Origin of the sequence: Anaeromicropila populeti, assembly GCF_900112775.1 — a bacterium.
In the GTDB taxonomy this organism is placed as follows: Bacteria; Bacillota; Clostridia; order Lachnospirales; family Lachnospiraceae; genus Anaeromicropila_A; species Anaeromicropila_A populeti.
In genome coordinates, this window is record NZ_FOYZ01000010.1 from 148538 (window position 1) to 166160 (window position 17623).

19 protein-coding genes are annotated in these 17623 nt (G+C 41.7%); all 19 read left to right on the plus strand.

The window, feature by feature from the left end:
- The first annotated feature begins 15 nt into the window (after positions 1-15).
- The 19 genes from BM305_RS13355 to BM305_RS13440 all read left to right on the plus strand — a co-directional run bounded on the left by BM305_RS13355 (position 16) and on the right by BM305_RS13440 (position 17528).
- Positions 16-333, plus strand: coding sequence for a head-tail connector protein (locus BM305_RS13355; protein ID WP_012102982.1), 318 nt, complete (start codon positions 16-18; stop codon positions 331-333).
- Between the two features lie 3 nt (positions 334-336).
- Positions 337-672 carry a head-tail adaptor protein gene (locus BM305_RS13360; RefSeq protein ID WP_092561616.1) on the plus strand — a complete coding sequence of 112 codons (336 nt, stop codon included), beginning with the start codon at positions 337-339 and terminating at the stop codon, positions 670-672.
- Between the two features lie 5 nt (positions 673-677).
- The gene (locus BM305_RS13365) at positions 678-1109 is read left to right on the plus strand and encodes an HK97 gp10 family phage protein (protein ID WP_092561711.1); all 432 of its coding nucleotides are present in this window, start codon (positions 678-680) and stop codon (positions 1107-1109) included.
- Positions 1110-1180: 71 nt separating this feature from the next.
- Positions 1181-1447, plus strand: a complete 267-nt coding sequence (locus BM305_RS13370) for a hypothetical protein (RefSeq protein ID WP_456297652.1) — start codon at positions 1181-1183, stop codon at positions 1445-1447.
- Positions 1448-1450: 3 nt separating this feature from the next.
- Positions 1451-2041, plus strand: a complete 591-nt coding sequence (locus BM305_RS13375) for a major tail protein (RefSeq protein WP_012102978.1) — start codon at positions 1451-1453, stop codon at positions 2039-2041.
- Positions 2042-2052: 11 nt separating this feature from the next.
- Entirely contained in the window at positions 2053-2439 is a 387-nt protein-coding gene (locus BM305_RS13380; protein ID WP_012102977.1) for a hypothetical protein, read from the plus strand.
- A gap of 47 nt (positions 2440-2486) precedes the next feature.
- Positions 2487-2627, plus strand: a complete 141-nt coding sequence (locus BM305_RS19185; RefSeq protein ID WP_177214730.1) for a hypothetical protein — start codon at positions 2487-2489, stop codon at positions 2625-2627.
- A 14-nt stretch (positions 2628-2641) separates the two neighbouring features.
- Complete coding sequence (locus BM305_RS13385; protein ID WP_092561620.1) at positions 2642-5062, plus strand: phage tail protein; 2421 nt, start codon at positions 2642-2644, stop codon at positions 5060-5062.
- Positions 5063-5075: 13 nt separating this feature from the next.
- Entirely contained in the window at positions 5076-5927 is an 852-nt protein-coding gene (locus tag BM305_RS13390; RefSeq protein WP_092561622.1) for a phage tail family protein, read from the plus strand.
- A 2-nt stretch (positions 5928-5929) separates the two neighbouring features.
- On the plus strand, positions 5930-7846 hold the full coding sequence (locus BM305_RS13395) for a siphovirus ReqiPepy6 Gp37-like family protein (RefSeq protein ID WP_092561624.1): 1917 nt from the start codon (positions 5930-5932) through the stop codon (positions 7844-7846).
- Between the two features lie 17 nt (positions 7847-7863).
- Positions 7864-8367: a hypothetical protein gene (locus BM305_RS13400; RefSeq protein ID WP_092561625.1), complete on the plus strand. Its 504-nt coding sequence runs from the start codon at positions 7864-7866 to the stop codon at positions 8365-8367.
- A gap of 134 nt (positions 8368-8501) precedes the next feature.
- Positions 8502-10850, plus strand: coding sequence for a phage tail protein (locus BM305_RS13405; protein WP_242940542.1), 2349 nt, complete (start codon positions 8502-8504; stop codon positions 10848-10850).
- A gap of 84 nt (positions 10851-10934) precedes the next feature.
- Positions 10935-11375, plus strand: coding sequence for a phage holin family protein (locus BM305_RS13410; protein ID WP_092561629.1), 441 nt, complete (start codon positions 10935-10937; stop codon positions 11373-11375).
- Complete coding sequence (locus BM305_RS13415) at positions 11372-12766, plus strand: hypothetical protein (protein ID WP_092561631.1); 1395 nt, start codon at positions 11372-11374, stop codon at positions 12764-12766. Before BM305_RS13410 ends, BM305_RS13415 begins: the two co-directional genes overlap by 4 nt.
- Before the next feature lie 17 nt (positions 12767-12783).
- Positions 12784-13485 carry an N-acetylmuramoyl-L-alanine amidase gene (locus BM305_RS13420; protein ID WP_092561633.1) on the plus strand — a complete coding sequence of 234 codons (702 nt, stop codon included), beginning with the start codon at positions 12784-12786 and terminating at the stop codon, positions 13483-13485.
- A gap of 196 nt (positions 13486-13681) precedes the next feature.
- Positions 13682-13918: an SHOCT domain-containing protein gene (locus tag BM305_RS13425; RefSeq protein WP_092561635.1), complete on the plus strand. Its 237-nt coding sequence runs from the start codon at positions 13682-13684 to the stop codon at positions 13916-13918.
- Positions 13919-13979: 61 nt separating this feature from the next.
- Complete coding sequence (locus BM305_RS13430) at positions 13980-15539, plus strand: recombinase family protein (protein ID WP_092561637.1); 1560 nt, start codon at positions 13980-13982, stop codon at positions 15537-15539.
- 5 nt (positions 15540-15544) lie between these two features.
- Positions 15545-15973, plus strand: coding sequence for a recombinase family protein (locus BM305_RS13435; protein WP_092561639.1), 429 nt, complete (start codon positions 15545-15547; stop codon positions 15971-15973).
- On the plus strand, positions 15963-17528 hold the full coding sequence (locus BM305_RS13440) for a recombinase family protein (RefSeq protein WP_092561641.1): 1566 nt from the start codon (positions 15963-15965) through the stop codon (positions 17526-17528). Before BM305_RS13435 ends, BM305_RS13440 begins: the two co-directional genes overlap by 11 nt.
- Positions 17529-17623 lie beyond the last annotated feature (95 nt).

The following is a 17623-nucleotide window of genomic DNA, read 5'->3' on the forward strand; positions in this document are numbered from 1 at the left end:
AAGGAGGCGGACGGCATGACAACTGATAATCTTCTCCCTAAAGTAAAAGCAAATCTGATCCTGACGCATGACGCAGACGATGGACTTCTGCTGCATTACATCAAAGCCGCCGTCTCTTATGCGGAAAGTTATCAGCATGTTGCTGAGGGTTATTACACTGAGAATATTATGCCCCCAACTACTGAACAGGCAGTAATCATGCTGTCGAGTCATTTCTACGAAAGCAGAGATGGCTCGACGGCTGGTTTCTTCGCCGATAGCGTACAGGCGGGGCAGCAGGTTTGGAACACGGTGAACCTACTTCTTAGGCTAGACCGGGATTGGAAGGTGTAAATTATGAGTTTTGGAAAGATGAACACCTTTATTGATATCATCAGTACAGAGCCTATTAAAGACAAGGATGGTTTCGCTGCTATAGGCGATAACATACTTGCCAGTGTACGTGCCTACAAGGAAGATCGGCATGGCAGTGATCGGTGGGCAAATAGGGCATCATTTTCTTCTGCAACTTCCCTATTTAGGTTTAGAAAAATATCTGGCCTTAGGGTGACCAGTGAAATGGTCATCGTTTGTGATGATGGCAGATATCAGATTTTAAGTGTTGATGATGTAAGAAAACGAGGCATGTATGTCGAGGTTTTAGCAGAAAAGATAGAACCAACTGTGAGGTGATGGATATGGCAAAAGTGAATATAAAGATGCCAGAAGAATTCCTTTTAAAGGTATCACGATTAGCTGACCAGACCGATGTAATTCTTCCTAAGGTTCTGGAAGTTGGCGGTGAAGTGGTACTGGATAAAGTTAAGGGGAATCTAAGTAAAGTAATTGGTAAGAACACAAAATATCCATCCAAAAGTACTGGGGAGCTACTATCTTCACTAGGACTTTCAAGTGCAAAGCAAGATAGAAACGGAAACTTCAATGTTAAAGTTGGCTTTTCCGAGCCACGTTCTGATGGTGAGAGCAATGCTAAAATTGCTACAATCATTGAATATGGTAAGCATGGTCAGCCTGCAAAACCCTTCCTAAAGCCTGCGAGAACTGCATCTAGGAAACCTTGTATCAATGCGATGATCGCAAAGCTAGAGGAGGAGATTGATAAAATATGAATATCTTAGAGGAGCTAAATACACTTCTGACAGCAATACCTATCCCCGTAGAAACCGGGGTTTTTTCAGGTTTGGCACCGGATGAGTACGTGGTGATACTCCCACTTTCGGATGTTTTTGAAGTTCATGCGGATAACCGCCCTGGCTTTGATGTGCAGGAAGTACGGATATCACTATTTTCCAAGAGCAATTACTTAGAGAGAAAGAGGCAGATTACAACGGCTTTGTTAAACGATGATTTTACAGTGACTGAGCGTAGGTATATTGGTCACGAGGATGATACTGGATATCATCATTACGCCATCGACGTGGCGAAAAACTATGGAATGGAGGAATAACATATGGCAACTATCGGTTTGGATAAACTGTACTATGCAAAAATAACCGAGGACTCAAATGGCGAGGAAACCTATGGTGTGCCTTCGGTACTCGCAAAAGCCATTACTGCCGAACTTTCGGTAGAATTGGTGGAAGCAATTCTGTATGCCGATGATGGTGCTGCCGAGGTTGTGAAGGACTTTAACAGCGGTACACTCACTCTCGGTGTAGATGACATTGGCCCGACAGTAGCAGCAGATCTAACTGGTGCGTCTACCGACGACAATGGGGTATTAATTTCTGCAAGTGAGAGTGTAGGTACACCTGTTGCAGTTGGGTTTCGTGCGCAAAAGGCTAATGGAACATACCGATATTTTTGGTTATATCGCGTTAAGTTTGGACTACCAGCGACCAACTTACAGACAAAGGCGGATTCCATTACCTTTTCTACACCTACTATTGAAGGAACAGTTATGCGCAGGAACAAGCTGGATGGGTTGGGCAAGCACCCATGGAAAGCAGAAGTCACAGAAGGTGACCCCGGTGTTTCATCGTCCACCATAACAGGCTGGTTCACTGAAGTTTATGAACCCGTATATACACCTGAACCATAGGAGGAGAAATGATGGATAATGAGAGAAGTGCCACAATCAAAATAGGTGACAAAGAGTATGAACTGGTTTTAACTACACGTGCAACAAAAGCAATTGCTGGTCGTTACGGTGGTCTTGAAAATCTTGGAGAAAAACTGATGAAATCAGAAAACTTTGAGATGGCACTGGACGAGATCGTTTGGCTAATCACACTGCTTGCAAACCAGTCCATTTTAATTCGTAATCTTAAGAATAAGAACGCACCAGAAGAATTGTTGACAGAGGAAGAAGTGGAGCTTCTTACCTCACCACTTGATTTGGCGGAATATAAAAGTGCAATCACCGAAGCAATGTTCAAAGGTGCAAAGCGCAACGTGGAAAGTGAGGAAGAAACTCCAAAAAACATGGAAGTCGGGTAACGGACGCTGAAGTCTTTACCCGACTTTATTATTATGGAACAGTTCAGATGGGCATGGACGCAGAGGAATTCTGGCTTATGCCAATTGGACTGTTTTTTGATTTATGGGCTTGCCACAAGCAATGGCATGGGATCGAAAAGCCGAAGAAAACTCGAACGATTGATGATATTATCCCACCAGGCATATAGGAGGAGGTGAAGGTATGGCGGACAATTTTGGATTGAAAATAGGCGTCGAGGGCGAGCGTGAGTTTAAGAACGCCCTACGAGATATCAATCAGTCCTTTAAGGTGCTGGGTAGTGAAATGGCACTTGTGACCAGTCAGTTTGATAAAAACGATAAATCTATCCAGTCGGTCACTGCTCGTAATGCGGTTTTGAATAAAGAAATCGACGCACAGAAAGAAAAGATTTCAACCCTTAAGGCCGCTCTTGATAATGCCACCTCCTCTTTCGGTGAAAATGACCGCCGCACTCAAAATTGGCAGATTCAGCTGAACAGAGCCCAGGCAGAACTCAATAATATGGAGCGCGAACTTCAGCAGTCTGCGGTTGAAGCAGATAATCTCGGTGAAGAGTTGGACAACTCAGGCAAAAGTGCGGAAGATTCTGGAGGTAAATTTGAAAAGCTTGGTGGTATACTCAAGGGCATCGGTGTGGCTATGGGCACAGTTGCAGTTGCTGCTGGAGCTGCTGCTATAAAATTGGGTAAAGAGGTAGTTACTCAGTTTGGAGAATTGGAACAAAACCTAGGTGGCTCAGAAGCAGTCTTTGGAGCGTATGCTGCTTCAATTCAAAAAACCGGTGAAGAAGCCTATAGAAATCTCGGAATTTCCCAAAGTGAGTATTTGGCAACGGCTAATAAAATGGGTGCATTGTTCCAAGGCTCTGGCATTGAACAGCGAAAAAGTCTTGAATTGACAGAAAAAGCGATGCAACGTGCAGCAGATATGGCATCCGTTATGGGTATAGATATGTCCGCTGCCATGGAAGCGGTTACGGGAGCGGCAAAAGGCAACTTTACCATGATGGATAACTTAGGTGTTGCCATGAATGCTACAAACATCGAAGCTTATGCTCTTGCTAAGGGATTAGATTTCACTTGGAATACCGCTACACAAGCCGAAAAAGCCGAAGTGGCAATGCAGATGTTTTTTGAAAACACACAGCAGTATGCCGGAAACTTTGCGAGAGAGTCAACTGAGACCATTTCTGGTTCTATTGGGTTATTACAAGCTGCACTTGGCTCTTTTACAGCAGGACTCGGTAACGCTAATGCAGACATGACAAATTTGACGGGAAATCTTGTGGATGCATTCCGTGCAGTCGTTAAAAATATCGTGCCTGTTTTAGAAAACATCGTAACCTCACTACCGCCTGCGTTCGATGCGATATTAACAGCAATAGGTGACCTGCTTCCGATGTTGTTGGAAACTGTCACGAGCCTGTTCACGCAGGTGTTGGAGACACTCTTGAACTTATTGCCTGAACTGATTCCAGCGGCAGTAGATGCAGTAATGACGATTGTCGGTGCGTTGATTGATAATCTTCCACTGCTCATAAATGCAGCAATAGAACTGGTAACCGCACTTGTGGAGGGTATTGGCATGGCTCTACCGCAACTCATACCCGCAGCAGTTTCGGCAGTCACGCAGATTGTTCAAGGATTAATGGATAACCTACCACTTATTTTGGATGCCGCTTTGCAGTTGATTATAGGATTAGCACAGGGATTGGTAGATGCAATACCTCAACTAACATCATCCTTACCTGTCATCATAAAAGCAATAGTGGATTTTATAGTTGAATCCATTCCACAGATTATTGATGCTGGTATTCAATTATTGACTTCATTGGTTACAGCACTGCCTACTATCATCACAGCAATCGTGGAAGCAATCCCGCAGATTATCGACAGTATTATCAGTGCAGTTATTGGGTCAATTCCATTGATTATAGATGCGGGCATACGTCTATTAATATCACTCATACAGGCACTCCCACAAATTATCACTACTGTGGTTGGGGCTATTCCGAAAATAATAACATCCTTGGTAAACGCTATTGTAGGTAACATCGACAAGATCATCTTGGCCGGTGTTCAGCTGTTTGTGGCATTAATTGCGAATCTTCCAAGGATAATCGTAGAGATCGTCAAGGCTGTACCTCAGATTATCTCAGGATTGGTCAATGCTTTTACCAGTTATATAAGCCAGATGGCTAAAGTAGGTGGAAACTTAATCAAAGGTTTGTGGCAAGGTATTTCAGATGCAGGTGCATGGCTATGGAGTAAAATCTCTGGATTTTTCGGCAATGTTGTATCAAAGATTAAGAATTTCTTCGGCATCAGTTCACCTTCAAAGCTATTTGCTGGAATTGGCCACAATATGGGTGAAGGTATTGGTGTAGGTTTTGAGGATGCAATGACAGCAGTTTCAAGGGATATGCAAAATGCTGTACCAACTAGTTTTGATTTTAATTACAGAGGTTTATCTGGGCAAGGGAATGCCAATGGTACAAGTATCACTCAAAATATCTCTGTTGTGTCACCAAAGCCTCTATCTGAAAAAGAATTAGCCAGGGAATTCAAAAATCTGTCTCGCAAACTGGCACTAGAATATTAAAGGAGGTCTGGCAGTGGAACTTACTTATATTAACTCAAACGGTGAGAGTATCACCCTAAAACAAAGCCGCCCGTATTTTCTTACCAAGATAGACGGAACAGGCAACATACGCCAGACCGTTAATACATTTAAGGCACCGGATCAAGACGGTGCTTTTTATATTTCCTCCACACTGGATATGCGTAATATCACGCTAGAAGGTACGGTCGTAGCGGATTCTCTTGACGAGGCTTATGTACGGAGACAGAGATTTCTTAAGATATTTACTCCAAAAATGCGAGGAACTCTTTTATATCGTGGACGGCAAATTGCTTGTGTGGTAGAGGAAGCAGGATTTACTGTTTCTACTAGACAACGCATACCAAACTTCTTTGTAAGTTTACTATGTCCATCCCCTTTCTTCGAAACATTAGATGAGGTGAGAGAGGAACTGGCATCATGGATACCTCTATTTGAGTTTGAACTGGAGATACCAGTAAGTGGTATGGAGTTTGGAATGCGTCAGCCGAGCCAAATCATCACAGTAGAAAACATTGGTGATGTATCTTGTGGATGCGAAATCGTATTTCGAGCACTGGGTACGGTTACCAACCCTGAACTACTAAACATAGACACGGGAGAATATATCCGGCTTCTCACTACAATGAGTGCTGGTGATGAACTTCGTGTGTATACCCATTTCGCTGGTAAGCGTGTGGCCCAGGTTGTAGGGTCAACGGTTACAAATGCCTTTTCACTGTTGGACACCAATTCAACGTTTTTTCAGCTTGCTGCAGGTACTAACACACTGCGCTATGACGCTTCAGTCAATATGGAACTGTTGGAGGTCAGTATTTACTTTCGTCCACAATTTTTGGGGGTGTGAGTATGGAACTATATATCTTTAATACATACCGGGAGCTTGTGGGCATCGTGGAATCTTTCGAATATCTTCGATGGACGCGGCGTTATTCTCAGTGTGGTTCATTTGAACTAAAAGCCATCGCTACACAAGAGAATGCCGAACTTCTAAAAGAAGGAAATATCATTTGGAAGAACGATGATGAAGAAGCTGGGATTATTGAGCATCTTTCCTTGTCTCAGACGGATCAGGAATTTATTACGGTAAGTGGTCGCTTTGCCACGTCCTTTCTTGCTAGACGCATTGTATGGCAAACGGAGAAATTGTCCGGTGACATTTCTGATTGTGTGGAGCAACTTATAGAAAATAATCTTATCAATCCTTCTGATGTAGCAAGAAAGATCAGCGGTATATCCTTTTCATCCCCAAGCCTAGATATACCCATTAGCACCCAAATTTCGTACCGCAACTTGATGGACGCAGTGACGGAACTATGTGAAGTTTCGGAGGTTGGTATCAAGACTATTTTTACTCCTGAAACAGGGGTTTTTACAATAATGCTGTATAAGGGGACTGAATCACAGGCAGTGTTCTCTAAGGAGTATGAGAACCTAACTGAGCAGGTTTATACAGTAAGTGCAGCAGATTTTGCTAACACTGCTCTTATAGGTGGAGAGGGCGAAGGTGCAGAGCGGACATTTGTAGCAATTACAAGTGGATCAGGAGAATCTCGACATGAGATTTTTGTGGATGCTAAAGACCTACGGGCAGAAGATTTTGGAGTGGATTATATCAATACACTGATTTTTCGTGGGCAGAGCAAGCTAAATGAGCAAGTAATACGTTATTCCTTTGATACATCAGTTAACCCACATGGCAACCTGACTTATAAGGTAGACTTTGACCTTGGCCAGGTTGTTAAGGTTATTTCCAAAGCATGGGGTGTATCTATGACAACACGAATCGCTGAAGTGGAGGAGACTTATGACGCGGACGGTCAAAGCATCAGCGTAGTATTCGGAAAGAGCGAGCTAACAATAGCTCAAAAAATTCGCTCTGATATGAGTGAGGTTAAAACGGCATTATCTGCCCCAACTGGCATCTCTGATATTGCAGAAGCATTAGGCAATGTGTCAGAAACACTTGGAGATATTCATGATCTTGACCCCAATATCCAAGGAGATACTGTTACCGATAGTATCAACAATCTGTTTGGGAAACTGCCCTCACTTGAGGTAATTGTTGGAGAAGGAGCTATATCGATCGGTCAGTATGCCCTGCACCATATGAGCCCTGGAGATGCTTTTTATTTCACCTCGTGGAGCGGCAACAAATTCAGTGATCAGCCAAGCGATGACGGGCATGTCTTTTTGGTAAAGCATAGCGGGGATAACACGGGAAACGGATATCAGCGGGCAATGGGATTTTTTATATCTCGCAACACAATGACGTTTTATGTGATATCTGTTTTTGTATTTAACAATCCGTCTGGTGAAGCGAACTGGTTGAATATTAATAACGATCCAATAACTACAGCACGGATTGCAAATGGAGCGGTCACTGGTGCCAAGATTGCAGAACGCACGATTACTGCAACTAAAATCTCCTCTGCGTTTACTGATTACTCTATGACAGAACAAAACACAGGGCGTCTATGGATAGATGGTAAGGCAATATATCGAAAAGTAGTAAACCTCGGCTCCCTTCCCAACGCTACTCCTGGGAGTGTAGCCCATGGCATAGCAAACCTAAGTACAGTTGTTAGTTTATCCGGCTTTGCAACAAATGGCACCAACTTCTTGCCACTACCGCTTGCACGGTATAACAACTTCGCTTCACAAATCGGTCTTTATGTGGATAAAACAAATGTCGTTGTTGAACCTGGTGTTGACCGGACAGATTATACGGGCTATGTGGTTATCGAGTATACGAAAACCATCTAGGAAGGAGGAATTTTTGTATGGAGAAAAGCGGATTTTTCAATTCATCCGATGGAGATAGAGTCTATGATGCCACGGATTTTGCAGCATACTTTGGAAGTCTTGTTTCAAACGGGATATTTTATAAAACAGCTACAAATCTGCAGGTATCACCAGGGATGGGATTGGCAGTAAGCGTGGCGGCTGGAAGTGCGTGGATTAATGGATATAGATATGAGAATACAGATGCGTTAAATATGCCTCTCACTACAGCGCACGGTAGCAATCCACGCATTGACCGGATTGTTGTTCGCTTAAGCCAAATCAGCAGGAATATTCAGCTTGCAGTTGTTACCGGGACTCCAGCTGCTACACCAGTGGCTCCAGACTTAACAAGAACCAGCGATGTATATGAACTCGGTATTGCAGATGTTATTATACCTGCTGCGGCTACATCAATAGCAGCAAATAACATTACTGATACCAGATTAAATACCAGCCTTTGTGGGTTAGTGAACTCATTGGTATCAGCGGTTTACGAGTGAGGTGAATTTCTATGGCAACCTATCAAGCGATAAATGCTTGTACATGGCGTAATGGCAGTTGGATTGCGGGTGTAACCGACTACGTTCGACAAGGGGTTTATGCCCCAGCCAATAATTATGAGAATGTTGGCGCCATGTTATTTGACCTTACAAGTATTCGAAATACCTATGCAAACTATTATCCTACCTCCGCCAGTATTCGTCTTGTTAGGATAGCTGCAGGTGATTGGGGGTCAGCCAGAACTATAACACTATATGCTGGAAATGCATATGGTTTGCCATCTCCTAGTTCGGGTACCAGCATATCCGGGAGTAGACCTACGAAAGTTACCTCTGGGTATAGCTATACTGTTTCTGCCGGACAAGGTACAAAGGATATCGCAATTTCCACCGCACTCATTGATTCCATCGGTAGTGGAGCTAGTAATTGTTTATTCATGGATGCTGGCTCCAGCACACTAAACTATATGGGATTTCGAGCCAGAGATGATTTAAGCCAGATAGTGTTAACCATTAACTGGGCAATAAGAACCACAGCTTGTAGTGCTCCTACATCCTGTTCATTGAGTGCAACTCTCTCGGAGGACAATGTTACATTATCATGGAGTGGTGCTTCCGGTGGTACAAATAATGCCATCTCCTCCTACGAGATACAGTATAGTGATTCTGCTGACAACTTGAATTGGGGATCGTGGACAGCACTAACTACAGTAACCACCACGGCCACTAGTGGCAGCTTGTCAGTTGCACCACCATCAACACGGGGTAATTATCGTAGGTTTCGGGTGCGAACTCGAGGTACAGCAGGAGCAAGTTATTATTCAGGCTGGAGAGTATCGTCGAACTCTGTTCGCAGAAACACAGTTCCTAGCCCACCAACTACAGTGACTGCTACTCCAATCAATTATAGTGATGAAACAATCACGCTTACTTGGAGTGGTGCTTCTGGAAGTACGAGTGCAATCAAGGGATACCAGATTGCCAGTAGAACATCTACGGATAACAGCACATGGAGTCCGTGGAACGTTCTAACCATATTGGCCCTATCGGCTAGTGGAGGTAGTTATAGCCCTAACGTGTCACGAGTTCCAGGAACATATACTCAATTTGGTGTATGGACGATAGATAATCTCGATGTCTACTCCTCGGAAAAAATCAGTAATAGCATTTACTGTGATATCACGGCTTGTGGAGCACCGACCGCTTGCTCGGTAAGTTCAACTTTAGCTGAAGGAAATGTTACTCTTTCATGGAGTGGTGCATCTAGTGGCGCAGGCAACACCATCACATCCTATGAGATTCAATATAGTGACTCGGCAGATAACAGCACATGGGGAGCATGGACAGCATTAACAATAGCGATTTCCTCAACAACAAGTGGCAGCGTAGTTGTTAGCCCACCGACAACTCGCGGTTATTACCGTAGGTTTAGAGTTAGGACACGTGGTACGGCTGGAGAGAGTTTTTATTCTGACTGGACTATATCTAGCAACACTGTCCGCAGAAATACACTGCCCATTCCGCCTACTTCTTTCACTGCTACTCCGCCAATATATGAGACGAATACAGTAACTCTTATGTGGAGCGGAACGATACCGGGAACCAGTGCCATCAAGCAATATGTTATTCAACAAGCTACATCAGCAGACGGTATAAATTGGTCGGTATATGAAGCATTGACTACTATTATTTCAAGTGCTACTTCAGGTACCCATCAGGTAAATGCTTCCCCGGTACCTGGAATGTATACCCGCTATCGAATAAGCGTAACAGATACACTTGATGCAGTTTCAAGCCATGTGGTTAGTAACACGGTAAAGAAAAACAGTCCGCCTGCTGCTCCGATCATCGTCAGTCCTATGACCGGAAAGTCTACTTATAACACGACACCACGCTTTATGATTACTACAGGCACTGAACCAGACGGTCAGACACAGATTGTGGAAGTAAAGATTGATTCAGGTGAGTGGGTTAATAGTGTGGATAATCCTGAGAGATTTTCTACGAGTGGCTATCTGGGAAATGGTGTTAGTACGGTGTACCAAGCGGAACCGCTTGCAGTAGGAAACCATACTGTAATCTTCCGCTGTCTTGATAGTGATATTGAGTCGGCAAGCACAGAAGTTGTTCGGACATTTACTATACTACAGCCACCTTTTGAAACGATTACTGCAAACGAGACTGTCGTAAAGGCAGCACATATTCAGACGCTTCGAACCGCTTTAAATATAGTGCTAAGTTATTACAACTTATCCCCTGTAATTTGGAGTGAAGAGATTATTGCGGGAAGAACAACAGTTAAAAAATGGTCATTTCACATTACTGAAATCCGAAAAGCTATTGATACTATCATTACAGTGGTTAATGGTTTTGACTCTTCTGCAGCATTTGATATACCACCTGTGACATGGCTCCCTATTGGAACAGGGCGTCCAAAGGCGGATGTGATGCAACAAATCCACGATCTTATACTGATGCTGTAAGGTGTGTGATACGGCAACAGCACTCTTGTATTTTACAGGGGTGCTTTTTTAAATACACAAATTAATGTAATGGAGGTGTTTACAGTGAAAGAGATTTGGAATTGGATACAGTTAGCTTTTGTGGCTGTTGGTGCTTTTCTTGGATGGTTTCTCGGCGGGTTTGACGGATTTCTATATACACTGGTCACTTTTGTAGCTATTGATTATCTGACAGGTGTCCTTTGTGCGATTACAGATAAAAAGCTGTCCAGCGAAATTGGTGCCAAGGGAATTTTCAAAAAGGTGCTCATCTTTGTAATGGTAGGTATCGCTCATATTCTTGATACACAAATTTTGGGGAGTGCAGGATACAATGGCAGCGCTTTGCGAACGGCGGTAATCTTTTTCTATCTAAGTAACGAGGGTGTATCCATTTTGGAGAATGCAGGTCATATTGGGCTACCCATCCCAGAAAAACTAAAGGCTGTTCTTAAGCAACTACATGGTCGTGATGAGGAACCTCCTAAGCCAGGTGATGAAATATGATTGACTTAACAAAAGCGGTAACGGTATTCATTGGTCGACGCGGTGAACACAATTACCGAAATATTGAGTTTGATGTATCAAGCCTACTGGAAAATAACTACCCAAGTGCCTCCTTAAATGCGATTTACAAAAGGCCTGATGGGGTTGCATATCCGGTAGTCACGAACTACGCTGATGGTGTCCTTACATGGCAGCCCAATGCAACGGACACATCATTTGTTGGTGTTGGTCGGCTTGAAATAAGGGTTACTTATGGTGATGTGGTTGGAAAGAGTGCAAGAATACTAACCATAGTCGAGGATGCTCTTGTGGATGGAATTGTTGAACCACCAGAACCTCCTGCACAGGAATGGTTAAATAAAGTGCTTTCAGCTTTAGCTGAACTGGATATTGATGAAATAAATAATCTGCTCAACCTCACTTACAATCTATTAAACAACAACTATGATTTGCTAAATACAACACACAATTTGGTTGAGGATACCCGCGAAAATCTATATAGGCGGACAGGTATTCTACTCAACCATTTGCATCCAATAGAAACAGCTAGTGCACCGGATATGATTAGCCGGAGGGCAGCCATCACATTTAGCAATATAGCAAATGGAAACGATGTAGTAATTGGCACGATAACATATACTTTCGTTACAGCTTTGGGCAGTCCAGCTGCAAATAATGTGCAGGTTCTAATTCAAGACACCCTCCGTAATACAGTTAAGACACTTGCTAGAGCTATAAGGGGCATTGATGACGAAATGAATATTGCCTATGGAACTGGGACTGATCCAAACCCAATATGTACAGCTTACTGGACAAGTCAAAGGTTTTCCATAGGTAGTACTACCGTTGAGGCAGGTGAGAGTCTTTTCCTACTTGAAAGAGCAGAAAACGTGACTTCCGCGATACCTCTCTCATCCACTGCAACGGCTATTATTAGTGACTTCACCCGGTCGGCCTATTCAAGATATATATTGTCTGGCAATGTCTCAGGTTCAGGCGGTGTAAACAGTGTCCGTGGCCCTTTGCACACGATATTACCTATTAATAGTGTGGTTATTGGCGGTCAGGGCGGAGAACTGTATCCAACGGCTTATGATTGCCATTTGATAACTCTTTGTCGTCAATCGGATACTAGTGAAAAGGAACTGGACTTGTATATTTCCAATGATGAGGAGACGTTTACCAGAATTCAACGGAGTACTCCTATCGGGTCGAATACTTCAGCAGAATCCTTGCACATTCATATTCAAATGCGGCAGGCCAGAGTTCCAGCAGGTTACGGACTGTATATCTGTATGGGAAGTGATGGAACATCATCAAATGCTTATTGTGATTTAAAGTTTACCTATCACCTGTACCCTGTCCATCTTACACCTGAGCCAAATGATTAAATGTTGAGGTGATTATAATGAAATTATACAAACTAATACTTACGAACAATGCCTGCTACAAGGCAGGTAAAACAATAAAACCGAATGGTATAATGATTCACTCAACAGGGGCTAACAACCCGTGGTTGAAGAGATATGTTGGCCCAGATGACGGTTTGCTCGGAAAGAACCAATACAATAATCATTGGAATCAGGATAAACCTGGAGGTCGTCAAGTTTGTGTCCATGCTTTTATTGGCAAATTAGCAGATGGTTCCATTGCCACCTATCAAACATTGCCTTGGAATCACAGAGGTTGGCATGCTGGAGGAGATGCAAATAATACTCATATTGGATTTGAAATCTGCGAGGACGGTTTGACCGATACCTCGTTTTTTAATGCAGTTTATAAGGAAGCAGTAGAGCTTTGTGTACATCTTTGCAAACTCTATGGACTTAGTGAGAAGGATATCATCTGTCATAGTGAAGGCTATAAGCAAGGTATAGCCAGTAACCATGCAGATGTTATGCACTGGTTTCCTAAGCATGGCAAGACCATGGATACTTTTAGAGCAGACGTTAAGAAACTTCTAAGCGAAGGAGTAAAATCAGCAGAACCAGTGCAAAAGAAATACTACCGTGTACAAATAGGTGCATACACTGTCAAAGCAAATGCTGAGGCACAGCTTGCCAAAGCTAAAAAGGCAGGATTTACGGATGCATTTATTAAGTATGATTAATCAAAGGGAGCGAGTAAAAAAGTATTTTTGCTTTAGCTTCACAGAGTTTCCCTAAAAAAAACTAACTATTAGATGTATATAGCCTGTGGGGGTTATTCCCTTGCAGGCTCTTTTTTTATGCTCTGGTTTTATTTTATTTTTACAAATCCTCAACTTCGACCTGTTCCCGCGGCTATTAGGTAGGAGGTGATTCTACATGAATCAGCATGAGGATAAAAAAGTTATGAAGATCTCAGATGGGGTTATAGACAAAAGCATCGAATTAAAGAAAATGTCACAGGAGCAGCTAAAGCGTGAGTTTGATTATATTCAAGCAGAGAAATTACTTAGAAAGATGCTTCAAAAAGGTTTAATAACGGAGGCAGAATTCAACAAGATAGACGCACTCAACCGCCAAACTTTCTCTCCTTTTTTAGCAGAGATAATGCCCTGAAGTCGTTGATATATAAGGGTTTCAGAGGTAATATGTGACCTACCAAGAAGGAGGTGAGGCGATGAAAAAGATAACGAAAATAGAAGGAAATAAGGTTGCATCGATTATCAAACCTAAACTACGAGTGGCCGCATACTGTCGTGTTTCTACGGGTAGTGATGAACAGTTAGTAAGTCTACAAGCACAAAAATCCCATTATGAGACTTACATAAAGGCAAACCCAGAATGGGAGTATGTTGGCTTGTATTATGATGAGGGAATTAGTGGCACTAAAAAAGAAAACCGAACGGAACTTCTAAGAATGCTGTCAGATTGTGAAAACAAGAAGATTGACTTAATTATTACAAAGTCCATTAGTAGGTTTGCAAGAAACACTACGGATTGTTTGGAGATGGTTCGTAAACTGTTGGACCTTGGGATTTATATCTACTTTGAGAAAGAGAATATCAATACCCAATCAATGGAAAGTGAACTGATGCTTTCTATATTAAGCGGGCTTGCAGAAAGTGAGTCAATCTCCATTTCGGAAAATAACAAGTGGGCAATTCAAAGGAGATTTCAGAACGGAACTTTTAAGATTTCTTACCCACCATATGGCTATGACAACATTGATGGTCAAATGGTGGTAAACCCTGAGCAAGCAGAAATTGTGAAGTATATTTTCGCAGAAGTATTATCAGGCAAGGGTACACAGAAAATAGCAGATGATCTTAATCAAAAGGGTATCCCCTCCAAAAGAGGTGGTCGTTGGACTGCTACCACAATTCGAGGAATTCTAAAAAATGAGAAATATACCGGGGATGTTATACTGCAAAAAACCTATACAGATTCCCGTTTTAATAAGCGCACCAATTATGGTGAGAAAAACAGATATTTAATAGAAAATCACCATGAGGCAATTATCAGCCATGAAGTGTTTGAAGCAGTAGAAGCTGCCTTAAATCAAAGGGCAAAAGAAAAGGGAATAGAAAAGCGTAATGATAAGTACCAAAACCGGTATTCTTTCTCCGGGAAAATTATTTGCTCGGAATGTGGTAGCACCTTTAAAAGACGAATTCATTCATCCGGCACAAGAAAATATGTAGCCTGGTGTTGTAGTAAACACTTAAAGCAGATAACAGAATGTTCCATGCAGTTTATTCGAGATGAGGATATAAAGACGGCCTTTGTTACTATGATTAACAAGCTGATTTTCGGTAGAAAACTTATTCTACAACCACTATTAGATGCTTTGCGTGGAATGAGCAACTCAGATAACCTTTCAAGAATTCAGGAATTAGAGAAGCAAATTGAAAAAAATGCAGAACAGAGAGAACTGCTTGTAAAGCTTATGGCAAAGGGTTATCTAGAACCAGCCCTTTTTAACAGAGAAAACAATGAACTGCAAATGGAAGCAGATAATTATATGGGGCAAAAAGAAGCTTTAATTCATGCTTTAAATGGAGAATTATCAAAGGTGCAGGAAGTCAGTAACTTAATAAAGTTTACAAATAAGGCTGAAATGATAAATACCTTTAGCGAGCAAATTTTCAATGATTATGTTGAAAAAATTATCGTTTTCTCAAGGGTAGAGATAGGTTTTGTTCTGAAATGTGGAATCACACTAAGGGAAAGGATGTGAGAAAAATGGCGCACACGCCCTATGGCTATAGGATAGAGAATGGAATAGCAGTTATCGATGAAGAAAAAGCTGAAAAGGTTAGGAATTTATATAAGGGTTACTTATCAGGCCTTTCCTTATCGGTCGCAGCAAAGTCTGCTGGAATAGATGCTTATCATGGAACTGCTGGAAGGATGCTAAGAAATGAACGTTATCTTGGTGATGATTATTACCCTGCCATCATTGACAAAGAGACCTACGAAAGAGCAGAAACAGAGAGGGTAAAGAGAGCAAAAAAGCTAGGCAGAATCTTTGAACCCAAGACAGAAGATAAACCTACTATTTATAAGAAGTTTTCCATAGGACAAATAATTCAGAAGTATACAAATCCTTTTACACAAGCGGAATATGTATACAGCTTAATAGAAAGTGAGGTGCAGCAAGATGGCAGTTAATAAAAATGTAATGATTATACCTGCAATAAAACGTGTAGGCAACAATCGAAAAGAAGATGAAACACCAAAACTTCGGGTCGCTGCTTATTGCCGAGTTTCTACAGATAGTGATGAGCAGGCTAGTAGTTACGAAGTGCAGATTGAACACTATACAGAGTTTATTAAGAAGAATTCAGAGTGGGAATTTGCAGGGATCTTTGCTGATGATGGTATCAGCGGCACAAATACAAAAAATCGCGACGAATTTAATCGAATGATTGATGAGTGCATGGCTGGGAAAATTGATATGGTTATTACCAAATCAATAAGCCGATTTGCTAGAAATACCTTGGACTGTCTACAATACATCAGAAAACTTAAAGATAAAAATGTTGCGGTATATTTTGAGAAAGAAAATATCAATACACTGGATGCCAAAGGTGAAATTATGCTTACCATTATGGCATCCTTAGCGCAACAAGAGAGCCAGTCATTAAGCCAGAATGTAAAGCTTGGTTACCAATACCGATACCAACAGGGAGAGGTAATGGTCAATTGTTCTAGGTTTTTAGGATATACCAAAGATGAAAATAAGCGATTAGTAATTGTGCCGGAGGAAGCTGAAATAGTTAAAAGGATTTACCGAGAGTATCTTGAAGGCTCAAGTATGGATAAAATCAAAAAAGGACTTGAAGCTGATGGCATACTTACGGGAGCGGGAAAAAAAAGGTGGCATACCAGTACTATAAGGAAAATATTAAGCAATGAAAAATACATTGGTGATGCATTGCTCCAAAAAACTTATACGGTAGATTTTCTTACAAAAAAGAGGGTTGTAAATAACGGAATCGTACCTCAGTATTATGTAGAGAATAACCATGAAGCCATTATCCCGCGTGAAATCTTCATGCAGGTACAAGAAGAGTTAGTTCGTAGAAGTAGAGGACATATAAGTACTAGTGGAAAGAAAAGAAACTTTAGTTCAAATCATGTATTTTCACAAATTATCTTCTGTGGAGAGTGTGGCGAAATATACCGTAGAGTTCATTGGAATAACCGAGGTAAAAAATCGATTGTTTGGAGATGCGTCAGTAGACTTGAGAATACAGGGTTAACTTGTCATTCCCGAACCGTGCTGGAGGATATGATAGGCCTTGCTACGGTGGATGCAATTAATAAACTAATAGGGCAAAAGGATGGCTTTTTAACTATCTTAAAGGAAAATATAGAAACAGTGATAAGTGAAACGGACAATAATATTGTTTCCGAGATAGATAAAAAGCTAGAGGAATTACAAAAAGACCTTTTGAGACTGGCAAATTCCAAAGAAGATTATAACGATATAGCCGATGAGATTTACAGGCTCAGAGAGGAAAGACATAAGGCTTTAGCAGAAGAAGCTGGCAAAAAAGGTTCCAAGCAAAGACTAGAAGAGATGGAAAAATTTCTAAATGAACAATCCAGCCTCCTTGAGGAATATGATGAGCAGCTAGTAAGGAGACTTATAGAGAAAATAACGGTCTATGATGATAAACTAACTATTGAATTTAAATCTGGTGTAGAAGTAGATGTATAAACATAACCTTCATGAATGACCACCATTCAGGAGATATATTCTCTTGATTGGTGGTTTTCTTTCATTGACTGGAATTGGTAAAAGGCATATAATCT

What these genes read in the sequence shown, in the direction of transcription:
- BM305_RS13355 (WP_012102982.1), top strand. Translation starts at nt 16, where the DNA reads ATGACAACTGATAATCTTCTCCCTAAAGTAAAAGCAAATCTGATCCTG.
- BM305_RS13360 (WP_092561616.1), top strand. Translation starts at nt 337, where the DNA reads ATGAGTTTTGGAAAGATGAACACCTTTATTGATATCATCAGTACAGAG.
- BM305_RS13365 (WP_092561711.1), top strand. Translation starts at nt 678, where the DNA reads ATGGCAAAAGTGAATATAAAGATGCCAGAAGAATTCCTTTTAAAGGTA.
- BM305_RS13375 (WP_012102978.1), top strand. Translation starts at nt 1,451, where the DNA reads ATGGCAACTATCGGTTTGGATAAACTGTACTATGCAAAAATAACCGAG.
- BM305_RS13380 (WP_012102977.1), top strand. Translation starts at nt 2,053, where the DNA reads ATGGATAATGAGAGAAGTGCCACAATCAAAATAGGTGACAAAGAGTAT.
- BM305_RS19185 (WP_177214730.1), top strand. Translation starts at nt 2,487, where the DNA reads ATGGGCATGGACGCAGAGGAATTCTGGCTTATGCCAATTGGACTGTTT.
- BM305_RS13385 (WP_092561620.1), top strand. Translation starts at nt 2,642, where the DNA reads ATGGCGGACAATTTTGGATTGAAAATAGGCGTCGAGGGCGAGCGTGAG.
- BM305_RS13395 (WP_092561624.1), top strand. Translation starts at nt 5,930, where the DNA reads ATGGAACTATATATCTTTAATACATACCGGGAGCTTGTGGGCATCGTG.
- BM305_RS13400 (WP_092561625.1), top strand. Translation starts at nt 7,864, where the DNA reads ATGGAGAAAAGCGGATTTTTCAATTCATCCGATGGAGATAGAGTCTAT.
- BM305_RS13405 (WP_242940542.1), top strand. Translation starts at nt 8,502, where the DNA reads ATGTTATTTGACCTTACAAGTATTCGAAATACCTATGCAAACTATTAT.
- BM305_RS13415 (WP_092561631.1), top strand. Translation starts at nt 11,372, where the DNA reads ATGATTGACTTAACAAAAGCGGTAACGGTATTCATTGGTCGACGCGGT.
- BM305_RS13420 (WP_092561633.1), top strand. Translation starts at nt 12,784, where the DNA reads ATGAAATTATACAAACTAATACTTACGAACAATGCCTGCTACAAGGCA.
- BM305_RS13425 (WP_092561635.1), top strand. Translation starts at nt 13,682, where the DNA reads ATGAATCAGCATGAGGATAAAAAAGTTATGAAGATCTCAGATGGGGTT.
- BM305_RS13430 (WP_092561637.1), top strand. Translation starts at nt 13,980, where the DNA reads ATGAAAAAGATAACGAAAATAGAAGGAAATAAGGTTGCATCGATTATC.
- BM305_RS13435 (WP_092561639.1), top strand. Translation starts at nt 15,545, where the DNA reads ATGGCGCACACGCCCTATGGCTATAGGATAGAGAATGGAATAGCAGTT.
- BM305_RS13440 (WP_092561641.1), top strand. Translation starts at nt 15,963, where the DNA reads ATGGCAGTTAATAAAAATGTAATGATTATACCTGCAATAAAACGTGTA.